The organism is Lysobacter sp. KIS68-7 (genome assembly GCF_021284745.1).
Classification (GTDB): domain Bacteria; phylum Pseudomonadota; class Gammaproteobacteria; order Xanthomonadales; family Xanthomonadaceae; genus Noviluteimonas.
This window is the reverse complement of the sequence record NZ_CP089925.1, coordinates 3,085,860-3,097,517: the sequence shown is the minus strand read 5'-3', so window position 1 is coordinate 3,097,517 and position 11,658 is coordinate 3,085,860. Positions and strand designations below refer to the sequence as shown.

The following is an 11,658-nucleotide window of genomic DNA, read 5'->3' as shown; positions in this document are numbered from 1 at the left end:
GATTGCAATGCGCCGCTCGGCGCGCTTCCCCGGATCCCCATGACCCTGCCCATTCGCCTCGCCGAATCCCGCCTGCTGGTGCCTGCCGGCCTGGCGACTTCCCACCTCGACGCGGCCTTCGGCGCATTGCTCGGCCCGGGCATCGACTTCGGCGATCTGTATTTTCAGCACGCGCGGCGCGAGAGCTGGACGGTGGAGGACGGCATCGTGAAGGACGGGGCGCACTCGATCGAGCAGGGCGTCGGCGTGCGTGCGATTTCCGGCGAGAAGACCGGCTTTGCGTATTCGGATGAGATCGACACGGCGGCGCTGATCGAAGCCTCGAAGTCCGCGCGTGCCATCGCACGCGACGGCTCGGCCACGATGCCGCGCGCGCTCGTGCCCGGCAGCGGTCGTGCGTTGTATGCGCCGGAGGATCCGATCGATGCGCTCGGCAACGAAGCGAAGGTCGAAGCGCTGCGCGCGATCGATCGCATGCTGCGCGCCGCCGACCCGCGCGTGCAGCAGGTGATGGTGTCGCTGGCCGGTGGCGTGGACACCGTACTCGTCGCGCGCAGCGACGGCGTGCTCGCCGCCGACGTGCGTCCGCTGGTGCGTTTGAACGTGCAGGTGATCGTCGAACAGAACGGCCGTCGCGAGAGCGGTTACGCAGGCGGCGGCGGGCGTTATTCGTACGCGGAGCTGTTGTCGAACGGGCGCCCGGAACAATTCGCGCGCGAAGCGCTGCGTCAGGCGCTGGTGAACCTGGAAGCCGTCGATGCGCCGGCCGGCGTCATGCCCGTCGTGCTCGGCAGCGGCTGGCCCGGCGTGTTGCTGCACGAAGCGGTGGGCCATGGCCTGGAAGGCGACTTCAACCGCAAGGGCACCTCGACCTATGCCGGCCGCATGGGCCAGCGTGTTGCGTCACCGGGCGTGACCATCGTCGACGACGGCACGCTGCCCGGTCGCCGCGGTTCGCTCAACGTCGACGACGAAGGCACGCCCACCGCGTGCACCACGCTGATCGAAGACGGCGTGCTCGTCGGCTACATGCAGGACACGCTCAACGCACGCCTGATGGGCATGCAGCCCACCGGCAACGGCCGCCGCGAATCCTTCGCGCACCTGCCGATGCCGCGCATGACCAACACCTACATGCTCGCCGGCGAACACGATCCGGAAGAGATGATCCGTTCGGTGAAGAAGGGCCTGTACGCGGTGAACTTCGGCGGAGGCCAGGTCGACATCACCAGCGGCAAGTACGTGTTCTCGGCCACCGAGGCCTACCTCATCGAGGACGGGAAGATCACCGCGCCGGTGAAGGGCGCCACGCTCATCGGCAACGGCCCGGAAACGATGCAGCGCGTGAAGATGATCGGCAACGACCTCGCGCTCGACGAAGGCGTGGGCGTGTGCGGCAAGGACGGGCAAAGCGTGCCGGTCGGCGTGGGCCAGCCTTCACTGCTGATCGACCAGTTGACGGTGGGCGGGACGCGGGCGTGAAGCGCGCCGCGTCAGCGCTCGTCGAAGTCCTCGCCGTCGTCGGCCTCGTCGGCCGCTTCCATCTCGGCGTCCATCACCGCGCGCACGACCTGGAAGATCTCGCGGTACGCGCGCGGCGGCTTGTTGCGGTTGCGTTCCTCGATCGCGTTGCGCACGAGCTGGCGCAGGCGCTGGCGGTCCGCTTCGGGGTATTCCTCGAGGAAAGCCGCGAGCGCGTCGTCGCCGTCGTCGATCAGGCGATCGCGCCAGGCCTCCACGCGATGCATCGCCGCCACTTCACGCCGCGCCGCGTCGCCCTTTTCATCGAGCGCATCGCGCAACGCATCCAGCGTTTCCTCGTCCTCGCGCCGCATCTGCTTGGCGAGGAACTGCAACTGGCGCTTGTGCGCGATGTGCGAGGTGATGCGCCGCGTTTCCAGGATGTGCGGCAGCAGGTGTTCGGGGATGGGCAGCTTCGACAGCTGCGCATCGCTGAGCACGGCCAGCTTTCCGCCCAGTTCCAGCACGTCCAGCGCCGCGCGGCGCTGTTCGCTCCGACTGGGGCTGTGGAACTCGCCGGTCTCCTCGTCCCTTCCGCGCATTGCCGTCGTTCCCTTTGAATCCGCACAAGGATAAGCCATTGAGCCACGTCCCCCTGTCGACGTCTTCCGCCGGCCCCCTGTCGGCCGACGACAGCCTCACCCGGCTTGACGTGCTGGAAGGCATCGCCGCCCAGCTGCTGGACCGCTGCCGTGCCGCCGGTGCCACCCAGTCCGAGGTCTCGGCCTCGCAGGAGCACGGCCTCAACGTCAACGTGCGGATGGGCGCGGTGGACACCGTGGAGTCCACGCGCGACCGCGGTATCGCGGTGACGGTGTACTTCGGCAAGCGCAAGGGCAGCGCGAGCACGGCGGACCTGCGCGAAGAGAGCCTGGCCTCCACGGTCGAGCAGGCCTGTGCCATCGCCCGTCACACCGAGGACGACCCGGCCGCGGGCCTGGCGGACCCGGACCTCATGGCGCGTGAGCTGCACGAATTCGACTCCTGGCATCCGTGGGACATGGACGCCGACCGCGCGGTCGACATCGCGCTGGCCTGCGAACAGGCCGGCCGCGATGCGGACGCGCGCATCGAGAACAGCGACGGTGCCTCGGTCGGCAGCAGCGCGTCGATGAGCGTCTATGCGAATTCGCACGGCTTCATCGGCCGCGAACGCAGCACGCAGCACACGATCGGATGCGCGCTGATCGCCGGTCGCGGCGATGCGATGCAGCGCGATGGGTGGTACAGCACGGCGATCGCGGCTGGCGACCTCGAGCAGGCGTCGGCGATCGGCCGCCACGCGGCGGTGCGCGCCGCCTCGCGCCTGCAGCCGCGTTCGGTGGCGACGGGCGAGGTGCCGGTGCTGTTCGCTTCGGAAGTCGCACGTTCGCTGATCGGGCACCTGCTCGGTGCGGTGTCCGGCGGTGCGTTGTACCGGCGCGCGAGCTTCCTCGTCGATTCGGTCGGCACGCAGCTGTTCCCGACGTGGTTCGGCATCCACGAGAATCCCTTCCTCCCGCGCGGCTTCCGCTCTTCGTCCTTCGATTCGGAAGGCGTGGCCACGCGTGCCTCATCGTTGATCGAGCAAGGCGTACTGCAGCGCTACGTGCTCGGCAGTTATTCGGCGCGCAAGCTCGGCTTGCAGACCACGGCGAACGCCGGCGGCGTGCATAACCTGGAAATCCCGGCGAACGCGGGCGATTTCGATGCGCTCGTCGGCGGGATGCAGCGCGGCCTGCTGGTCACCGAACTGATGGGGCAGGGCGTGAACGCGGTGACGGGCGATTACTCGCGTGGCGCAGCCGGCTTCTGGGTGGAGAACGGGAAGATCGAATATCCCGTCGACGCGATCACGATCGCGGGCAACCTCAAGGCGATCTTCCAGGCCATCGAAGCGGTGGGCACGGATGTCGATCCGCGCTCGCACATCCGCGTCGGTTCGATCCTCGTCGGGCGCATGACGGTCGCGGGCGAATGAGCCAATAAAAAACGCGGCGCCCCGAAAGGACGCCGCGTTGGATTGCGTAGCGCGCGCTCAGTTGATCAGGCGCAGCGTGAACGGATAGCGGTAGGCCACGCCTTCGTTCGCCTTGATCGCGGCCATGATCGCCAACACGATCGCCGCAATACCGATCAGGGGCAACAGCGCGATGCCGATCACCACGATGATCAGGATCGCCGCGACCATCAGGGCAATCGACACCGTGATCTGGAAATTCAGCGCTTCCTTGGCCTGCTGGTCGACGAAGGGCATGGTTTCCTTCTTCATCAGCCAGATCACAAGCGGGCCGAGCAGGTGGCCGAAGGGAATGACGAGGCCGAGGAGCGCGGAGAGGTGGGCGAACATGGCCCACTGGCGTTCTTCGGCGGAGATGCCGGAAGCAGAAGCGTTGGTCGGATCGATGTCGTTCATGACGGACTCCCCGGTGGTTGGCGCCCCGCAGGGCCCCGTGCGGCCGACAGTGCGGCTGGCGGCGGCCCCGCGTCAAGCGCGAGGATGATGATCAGCGTCCCGCGCCGGCAACCCCGCTCCGATCCAGGCGATCGAGGCGATCCTTGAGCGGCGGATGCGTCTTGTACAAGGCGGCGAGGTTGCCCGACTGGCTGCCGAGCGCCGTCATCTTCTGCAGCACGGCATACAGCGCGAGCGGGTCGTAGCCGGAGCGCGCCAGGTAGACCTCGGCGGCCTGGTCGGCGCGGTACTCCGCGTCGCGGTCCAGGCTGGTCAGCATGATCGTGGCGCCATGTTTCTCGACGTAGGCCTTGGCCATGCTGCCGGCGATGCCGCCGCCGACGGACACGTTGGACGAAGCCGCCGACTGGATCGCCGATTGCTGTTCCTGCTTCTGGATCACGTTGTAGTGGTCGCGCTGCACGACGTGGCTCAGTTCGTGTCCGATGACGGCGGCGACTTCGTCGTCTTCGCCGAGCAATTCGTACATGCCGCGCGTGATCAGGATGTATCCGCCGGGCGCCGCGAAGGCGTTGATCTCCGGTGTGTCGATCACGCCGAAGCTCCACGGCAGCTCGGGGCGCGAAGTTTGCGAGGCCATCCAGCGGCCGACGCGGTTCACGCGCGCCTGCGCTTCGGCGTTGTCCCACAGGTGCGCCGCGCCGAGCACGCGCCCTGCGATTTCCGGACCCAGCGCCGCTTCTTCCGCGGACTGCTCGGCTTCCGACTTGCCTTGCGAGGCTTCGGCGACGTCCATCGCCGATTCCGCCGGCGCCGGTGCGCCCAGGCCCACCGCGGACATCAGTCCGCGTGCGAGTGCGAAGCCGCCTTTCTTCTCCGCCTGCGTCGCCTTCGGTTTCGCATCCGCGACGGGTTTGAACTCGCCGGCGAGCGCGACTTGTTTCGCGTGGTGGCCCTTCGCATTGGCATCGGCCGATGCCGACTCCGGCGAGACACGATTGGCTTCGAGCTGCGCGAACTGCGCGGCGTCGTAACCGGCGCCCTGCAGATCGCTTTCGTCGATGCCGCGCACGCCCGCGGTTTCCGACACGCGGCCCTTGCCCGCCTGGCCTGTGAACAGCGCGTTCGCGTTGCCGCCTGCCTTCGTCGCGTACTCCATGCGCACATCGTTGACGCGCACGTAGCCCTTCTTGCCATCCGGCGTTGCGACTTCGAACCACAAGCCTTTCTGCCCGGTGACATCGACCTTCGCGTTCTGCGCGAGCTTCGTCACGGTGGGCGACTGGAAGTCGGGCGCGGCGTGCACTTCCACGTCGGGTTTGTGCACGGTGGCGGGTGTCTGTCCCGCGGCGATGGCCACGGTGCAGGCGCATGCGACAGCGCCCGTCAGGAGGATTCGGTGGACTCGCATGCAGAAGCTCCGGCCTGTGGCTCGCTCCCCTGCAATAACGGATTTTCCGCGGAAAGCGGCCATTCTCCCGACAGATCCAGGGCATGGCCGAGCGCTTCGCGCAAGCGCATCCGCTCGCCGTAGGCACCCTCGATGTCGTCGTCGATTTCGGCGGCGATCACGCACACTTTGACGGTGCCGTCGTCGTCGAGGCGATCGTCGGCCTCATTCAGATGTCTGTACAGCGCATCGAGGTCACGGCGCGAGCGCGCGGCGGCCGCTTCGCGATCTTCGCCGCGCCACACCAGCACCATCAAATCGTCGAGTGTTTCGTGCAGCCAGCTCTTGCGTTCGACGACGCCTTCGAGCATCACCGCCTCGGAACCGGCGTAGAGGAAACGGCGCAAGCGACGGTGGTATTCGCGACGGCGTCGCGCAGCGGCGTGTTCGTCCAGCGAGGGATACGGCACGAAGCGCAGGCGCGCGAATACGAGCCAGCGATCCTGCTCGGGATCGAACTCGCGCAGGAAGTCGTTGTTGCCGGTGGCACGCCCGCGCTGCACGCCCGCATACGTGCGGCACAGGCCGAAGCAGAGGCTGACAAAGCCGATGCTTGCGTAGATGTCGAAGAAGGCGCCGAAGAACGTCAGGCCTGCGTAGGCGAGGACGATCAGCAGCAGGTTGGTGGCGACGAAGATCGAGTCGATGTCGGTCGCGGGCTCGCCGCGCCAGAACGCGAAGGCGGTGAGGACGACGAGGATGCCAGCGAGGATGTATTTCAGCGATGCGGGCGGCAGCCAGATCGCGCTGTGGTCGACGAGCGCGGCGACGGCTTCGGCCTGCACTTCCACGCCGGGCATGAGCGGGTTCACCGGCGTGGGCTTGGCGTCGTTGAGGCCGGATGCGGTGTAGCCGATGATCGCGATGCTGTTCTTCAGCGTCGGCGTGCTTGCATCCTCGCTGCGGCAGACCGGCTTGCCTTCGATCAGGTTCGCGGCGCTGACGTAGGGCAGGCGCGTATCCGAACGCCAGTTGATGCGCACCGAGGCGGGGAACGAGGCCAGCGGCTGCTTCATGTCGTACGCCGCCACGCGTAGCGCGAGCGAAGGCACGCCCCAGTCGCCTGCGCGTTCGTACAGTGGCATGTCGCGCAGCACGCCATCGACGGACCGGGTGATGTCGAGCAATCCGGCGTAGCGTTGCATCGCTGCACCGTAGGGCAGCTGCAAGGCCATGCGCGGGCCCGGGCGTTCCGGGTTCGCCTCGAGGGGAAAGGCGCCTGGCGCGCGTGAGGCGGGGATCGCGATCGACGTGGTATCGAAATCCGAATGCTGGCGCGAAGCGCCGAAGACGAAGCGACCTTCGCCGCCTGCGGCCATCGCATCCAGGGTCGCGTCGGCGATGGGGTCTTTCGAAGACGTGTCGTCGAACATGACGTCGTAGCCGACTGCGGCGATGCCCGCGCGATCGAGTGCGTCGAGCAGGTCGGCGTGGCGCCCGCGGCTCCAGGGCCAACCGCCTTCACCGCGTGATGCGAACCATGCGATCGAGCAATCGTCGATCTCCACTACCACCACGCGCTTGGACGCAGCCGGTTCGATGGGGCGGCTCTTGATCACCTGGTCGAACACCGCGTCTTCGGCCGCCGCCAGCGAACGCGCGCCGGTCCAGTCGTACACCAGCCACGCCACCGCGCCCAACGCGAGCAACGGATAGAACGCGAAGCGCATGCGCAGCGCGATCCACGCGAGCGGCCGTTTGTAACTGCGCTCGACGCGTCCCCAGAATTCGATGAAGGCGTGCGCCGACGCCGCCATCCAGGCATCGATCACCGTCAGCAGCGTGCGCGTGCGACGGCGACGGGCCATGGCTCAGTGCGTCCTTTCCACGGCCGCGCGACCGAGCGCGGCGAGGGCATCGGTGCGCGCACCGAAAGGGGCGAGTGCGTCGCGCATGGTGTCGGCGAGGGTGCGCAGGCGTTCGCGCGTGGCGTCCACGCCGAGGAGCGCAGGAAATGTGGATTTCCCTTGCGCGGCATCTTTGCCTGCGGTTTTGCCGAGCGAGGCGCTGTCGCCTTCGACATCGAGCAAATCGTCGCGAACCTGGAAGGCGAGGCCGAGTGCATCGGCGAAGGTGTCCAGGCGGGCGCGCGTGTCGGCGTCGCAATGCGCGGCCATCGCGCCCATGCGCACGGCCGAACGCAGCAAGGCGCCGGTCTTCATCGCATGCAATCGTTGCAAGGCTTCGAGCGCAAGCATGGCGCCGCCGGTCGCATCGATGTCGAGCGCCTGGCCGCCACACATACCGCGCACGCCGCTGGCGGTCGCGAGTTCACCGAGCATCGACACGCGCGCCTGCGCATCGACGGGCGCGTGCGCAAGGACTTCAAAGGCGAGCGACTGCAATGCGTCGCCGGCGAGGATCGCGGTGGCTTCATCGAAGGCGACGTGCACGGTGGGCTGGCCGCGACGTAATGCGTCGTCGTCCATCGCGGGCAGGTCGTCGTGGACGAGCGAGTAGGCGTGGATGAGTTCGACGGCGACGGCGGGTGCGTCGAGCGTCGCGGCATCCGCGCCGAACGCGGTGCCGGTGGCATACACGAGCAAGGGCCGCATGCGCTTGCCGCCGAGCAGCACCGCATGGCGCATCGCGCCGTGCAGGCGTTGCGGGGACGTGGCGGGGTCGGGCAGCGCGGCCGAGAGCGCCGCGTCCACGCGCGTGCGCCACGGCCCGAAATCGAAATCAGGCATCCGCGGCCGGGGCGCCGAAGGGTTCGGCGTTGTCCGGTTGTTCCGGGTCACTGAGCAGGCGCACGCGCAGTTCGGCCTGTTCCAGGGCGGTCTGGCATTTGCGGTAGAGGCCGACGCCGCGTTCGTAGGCGGCGAGCGATTCTTCGAGGCTCATTTCGCCGTGTTCCATTTTCTCCACCAACTGTTCGAGTTGGTCGAGGGAGGCTTCGAAATCGGCGACCGGGGAGGCTTGGGATTCGGAGGGGCGCGGCATGGCGCGCAGTGTGTAACGGGGGCGGGGCAGGGTCAACAAAAGCCCAAAGGCTTTCATCGGCTCCGGAGGGACGGACCGCCACGCCCTCGGTTATCGCGCCTGTCGGAGCGCCTCCAAGCCGCATCCTGCAACCGGAGCTCCGCCCGGGTGGCCATCCATGGCCGCCCTGCAGTCGCGACAACCGAGGGCGTGTCGGTCCTCCGCGCAGGTTTGATGGATGCGGCGCGTTGGCTATCGCGACGGCGGGAGCCAACGTAGGTGTGCGTTGTGGGATTGCAGCCATGCATCGAGCGTCGCTGATAGCAAACGGTCGCCTGCGGCGAGCACGGTGCCTTCGGCGTCGCAGAGCAAGGGCAGGCGTTCGCGTTCCCATGGTGGGATGGCGGCGTCCTGCAATGCGTGTTTGAGGCTGTGGGAGTGCGTGCGGCCGGGGAGGACGATGCGTTCGCCGCCGGCGCGCAGGCGCACTTGCAGCGGTGCGTCGAAGGCGGGGGTGCCGATCAGTTCGAGCGCGCCGCCGTCGGGGAGGATCAAGGGTGCGCGGCCATCCCATGCGTCCGACCAGTGCGGGGGCATCGGTGTCGATGCGCGCGCCGCGCGCAGGCGGCCGCGCCAGCGGCGCAGCTCGGCGCCGGACCAGGCGAAGACGAAGTCGGTGTCGGGGGCGGGGAGGGCGAGGTCGGATTCGATCTGCGCGATGCCTTCGGCGGGCAAGGGCGGAAGGTCGAGCGATGCGATCCATTGGCGCAGCACGCGGGCGCGACGTGGGGCGGCGAGGGTGCGCAGGGCGTCGGTCGACAACACGTCGGGTGCGTCGGTGCGTGCGGCGTCGAGGGCGATGCGGTCGTCTTCGCGCAGCAGGTCGGCGGCATCAGCGTTGAGTGCGGCGGCGCGGGCGAAGGCGGCGTCGGCATGCGGCCAGCGTTCGCGCAGCAACGGCAGGACGCGATGGCGCAGGAAGTTGCGGTCGTGTTCGAGCGAGGCGTTCGCGGGGTCCTCGATCCATTCGAGCGCATGCGCTGTCGCATACGCATGCAGGTCTTCGCGCGCGACGTCGAGCAGCGGGCGCCACAGGAAGCCTTGCGCGAAGGGCCGCAGCATCCGCATCGCGGCGAGTCCGTCGGGGCCGGAGGCGCGCAAGGCACGCAGCAGGAAGGTTTCGGCCTGGTCGTCGCGATGGTGGGCGAGGGCGAGCAGGTCGCCCGGGCGCAGTTCTGCCGCGAGTGCCGCATGGCGTGCTTCGCGCGCTGCTCCTTCGAGGCCGAGGCCGGAGCGGCGATCCACTTGCACGCGCAACACGCGCAAGGGCACCTGCAACGAGGCGCACAAGCGCTCGCAGTCGGCGACCCACGCATCGGCGGTACCGCTCAGCCCATGGTGCACGTGCACGGCGCGCAGGCCATGCGCGCGCGCTTCGGGCATCGCGGCGAGCGCATGCAGCAGCACGGTGGAGTCCAGCCCGCCGCTCAGTGCAACGACGATTTCGCTGTCACGGCCCAGCGCGGGCAGGCGGATCGGAAGGAACGGGGCGGTCGACATCGTGCGACCGCCGGCGTCAGGCGAGGTCCTGCAGCTCGCGCTTGGCGAGATCGACCCATGCGCGTTGGTCGCGCTGGTAGTACTTGGGCGCGAGCGAGGTGCGCTTGATGGATTCGTTGAAGACCTCGGCCGCCTTTGCGCGCTGGCCTGCGCGCTTGAGCAGCTGTGCGTATCGCACGCGGCCTTCTTCGCCGGGGAAGTCCTGCGCCACGGCGTCGTACTCGTGCAGTGCGGCGTCGATGTCGCCGGTGGCTTCGACGGCGCGCGCGTAGAGCAGGTGGCCTTCGCTGGAACGGAAGTTCGGGTTCGCGGCGATCAGGGCGTCCAGCGTCGCGCGCGCCTGGGCCGGCTGCGACAGCGCGAACTGCGCCTGCGCGACCCCCAGCATCAGGTCCGGGTCGGTCTTGTAAAGCCCCGTGAGCGACTTTTGGTACAGCGCCAGCGCCTGCTGGTAATCGCCGCTGGCCATGCTCTGTTCGGCCAGGCGGCGGCGGTTGTCGAGGGTGTCGGCCACTTCGAGCTGGCGCGCGGCGCGGCGCTTGCCGTGTTCGGGATCGACGCGATCGCGCACGCCGCGCACGGCACGACGCGCCGTCCGGCTGCTGCCGATGTTGGGCAGGATCTCGGCGAAGAAATACACCGCGATGCCGATGAACGAGCCGACGAGCAGGATGAAGATCCAGTACATCGGGCGCCCGGTGCGCACGACATGGACGGCGCATGCGATCTGCAGCGCCACCGAGAGGATCAGCAGCGGACTCATGCGTCAGGCCGCCTCGTAGGCACCGTAGGAACGCAAACGGCGATAGCGGCGTTCGACCAGTTCCGGCACCGGCACCTGCGACAGCGCATCGATTTCGTTGACCAGCACGGCCTTCAGGCGCGTGGCCATCTGCTTCGGCTTGCGGTGCGCGCCGCCGATGGGCTCGCGCACGATCTTGTCGATCAGGCCGAGTTCCTTCAGGCGCTTGGCCGTCATGCCCAACTGCTCCGCCGCGTCCTTCGCCTTCTCGGCGGTCTTCCACAGGATCGAGGCGCAGCCTTCGGGGGTGATCACCGAGTAGGTGCTGTATTCGAGCATCAGCGTGCGGTCGCCGACGCCGATGGCGAGCGCGCCGCCGGAACCGCCTTCGCCGATCACGGTGCAGATGATCGGCACCTTGAGCTCGGACATCTCCAGCAGGTTGCGTGCGATGGCTTCGGACTGGCCGCGTTCCTCGGCATCGATGCCCGGCCAGGCGCCGGCGGTGTCGATGAAGGTGAGGATGGGCAGCGAGAAGCGTTCGGCGAGCTTCATCAGGCGCAGTGCCTTGCGGTAACCCTCCGGCTTGGGCATGCCGAAGTTGCGCTTGATCTTTGCCTTGGTGTCGCGGCCCTTCTCGTGGCCGATGATCACCACGGGGCGGCCTTCGATGCGGGCGAGGCCGCCGACGATGGCGTTGTCGTTGGCGAAGGCGCGGTCGCCGGCGAGTTCCTGGAACTCGTCGCAGATCACGCGGACGTAGTCGAGGGTGTACGGTCGGGCGGGATGGCGCGCCAGCTGCGAGATCTGCCAGGGGCTGAGGTCGCGGAAGATCTGCGCCGTGCGCACGCGCAGCTTGTCCTGCAACGCATGGACTTCGGCGTCGACGTCCACGGCGGGGCCATGGCTGGCGTGGCGCAGCTCCTGGATCTTGGCTTCCAGGTCGGCGATGGGTTGCTCGAAGTCGAGGTAGTTCGGGTTCATTGCGACGAGTGGTCGGCCGCGGAAAGGGGGCAGTGTAGCCCACCACCCGGTACCGTACCGAGGCGTGCGGATGGGTATGCTTGC

General features: G+C 68.2%; 11 protein-coding genes. 2 read left to right on the top strand and 9 right to left on the bottom strand.

The genetic code is table 11. The annotated features are described in order from the left end of the window. Positions 1-39: 39 nt before the first annotated feature. Positions 40-1,482, top strand: a complete 1,443-nt coding sequence (tldD, locus tag LVB87_RS14870) for a metalloprotease TldD (RefSeq protein ID WP_232898736.1) — start codon at positions 40-42, stop codon at positions 1,480-1,482. An 11-nt stretch (positions 1,483-1,493) separates the two neighbouring features. Here the strand turns inward: tldD and yjgA are convergent, their stop codons facing one another. Next, on the bottom strand, positions 1,494-2,063 hold the full coding sequence (gene yjgA, locus LVB87_RS14865) for a ribosome biogenesis factor YjgA (RefSeq protein WP_232898735.1): 570 nt from the start codon (positions 2,061-2,063) through the stop codon (positions 1,494-1,496). A gap of 53 nt (positions 2,064-2,116) precedes the next feature. On the opposite strand from yjgA, the gene pmbA reads away from it, so the two are divergent. Beyond that, a complete protein-coding gene (gene pmbA / locus LVB87_RS14860) occupies positions 2,117-3,481 on the top strand; it encodes a metalloprotease PmbA (RefSeq protein ID WP_232900569.1) in 1,365 nt (454 codons plus the stop codon). Between the two features lie 57 nt (positions 3,482-3,538). On the opposite strand, the gene LVB87_RS14855 is transcribed toward pmbA, so the two are convergent. The 8 genes from LVB87_RS14855 to LVB87_RS14820 form a co-directional block, all read right to left on the bottom strand. Continuing rightward, positions 3,539-3,916, bottom strand: coding sequence for a DUF4870 domain-containing protein (locus LVB87_RS14855; protein ID WP_232898734.1), 378 nt, complete (start codon positions 3,914-3,916; stop codon positions 3,539-3,541). Positions 3,917-4,007: 91 nt separating this feature from the next. Continuing rightward, positions 4,008-5,327: a M48 family metalloprotease gene (locus tag LVB87_RS14850; RefSeq protein ID WP_232898733.1), complete on the bottom strand. Its 1,320-nt coding sequence runs from the start codon at positions 5,325-5,327 to the stop codon at positions 4,008-4,010. Next, positions 5,303-7,174: a CHASE2 domain-containing protein gene (locus tag LVB87_RS14845; RefSeq protein ID WP_232898732.1), complete on the bottom strand. Its 1,872-nt coding sequence runs from the start codon at positions 7,172-7,174 to the stop codon at positions 5,303-5,305. Before LVB87_RS14845 ends, LVB87_RS14850 begins: the two co-directional genes overlap by 25 nt. A gap of 3 nt (positions 7,175-7,177) precedes the next feature. Further along, positions 7,178-8,056 (bottom strand): farnesyl diphosphate synthase, encoded by an 879-nt coding sequence (locus LVB87_RS14840; protein WP_232898731.1) that lies wholly within the window; start codon positions 8,054-8,056, stop codon positions 7,178-7,180. Next, the gene (locus tag LVB87_RS14835; RefSeq protein WP_232898730.1) at positions 8,049-8,309 is read right to left on the bottom strand and encodes an exodeoxyribonuclease VII small subunit; all 261 of its coding nucleotides are present in this window, start codon (positions 8,307-8,309) and stop codon (positions 8,049-8,051) included. The genes LVB87_RS14840 and LVB87_RS14835 overlap by 8 nt, the downstream gene beginning before the upstream one ends. A 231-nt stretch (positions 8,310-8,540) precedes the next feature. Then, positions 8,541-9,848 carry a tRNA lysidine(34) synthetase TilS gene (gene tilS, locus LVB87_RS14830; RefSeq protein ID WP_232898729.1) on the bottom strand — a complete coding sequence of 436 codons (1,308 nt, stop codon included), beginning with the start codon at positions 9,846-9,848 and terminating at the stop codon, positions 8,541-8,543. Positions 9,849-9,864: 16 nt separating this feature from the next. Further along, a complete protein-coding gene (locus tag LVB87_RS14825; RefSeq protein WP_232898728.1) occupies positions 9,865-10,611 on the bottom strand; it encodes a tetratricopeptide repeat protein in 747 nt (248 codons plus the stop codon). Positions 10,612-10,614: 3 nt separating this feature from the next. Beyond that, positions 10,615-11,574, bottom strand: coding sequence for an acetyl-CoA carboxylase carboxyltransferase subunit alpha (locus tag LVB87_RS14820; RefSeq protein ID WP_232898727.1), 960 nt, complete (start codon positions 11,572-11,574; stop codon positions 10,615-10,617). Positions 11,575-11,658 lie beyond the last annotated feature (84 nt).

What these genes read in the sequence shown, in the direction of transcription:
- yjgA (WP_232898735.1), bottom strand. Translation starts at nt 2,063, where the DNA reads ATGCGCGGAAGGGACGAGGAGACCGGCGAGTTCCACAGCCCCAGTCGG.
- LVB87_RS14835 (WP_232898730.1), bottom strand. Translation starts at nt 8,309, where the DNA reads ATGCCGCGCCCCTCCGAATCCCAAGCCTCCCCGGTCGCCGATTTCGAA.
- LVB87_RS14850 (WP_232898733.1), bottom strand. Translation starts at nt 5,327, where the DNA reads ATGCGAGTCCACCGAATCCTCCTGACGGGCGCTGTCGCATGCGCCTGC.
- tilS (WP_232898729.1), bottom strand. Translation starts at nt 9,848, where the DNA reads ATGTCGACCGCCCCGTTCCTTCCGATCCGCCTGCCCGCGCTGGGCCGT.
- LVB87_RS14840 (WP_232898731.1), bottom strand. Translation starts at nt 8,056, where the DNA reads ATGCCTGATTTCGATTTCGGGCCGTGGCGCACGCGCGTGGACGCGGCG.
- tldD (WP_232898736.1), top strand. Translation starts at nt 40, where the DNA reads ATGACCCTGCCCATTCGCCTCGCCGAATCCCGCCTGCTGGTGCCTGCC.
- LVB87_RS14845 (WP_232898732.1), bottom strand. Translation starts at nt 7,174, where the DNA reads ATGGCCCGTCGCCGTCGCACGCGCACGCTGCTGACGGTGATCGATGCC.
- LVB87_RS14825 (WP_232898728.1), bottom strand. Translation starts at nt 10,611, where the DNA reads ATGAGTCCGCTGCTGATCCTCTCGGTGGCGCTGCAGATCGCATGCGCC.
- LVB87_RS14820 (WP_232898727.1), bottom strand. Translation starts at nt 11,574, where the DNA reads ATGAACCCGAACTACCTCGACTTCGAGCAACCCATCGCCGACCTGGAA.
- LVB87_RS14855 (WP_232898734.1), bottom strand. Translation starts at nt 3,916, where the DNA reads ATGAACGACATCGATCCGACCAACGCTTCTGCTTCCGGCATCTCCGCC.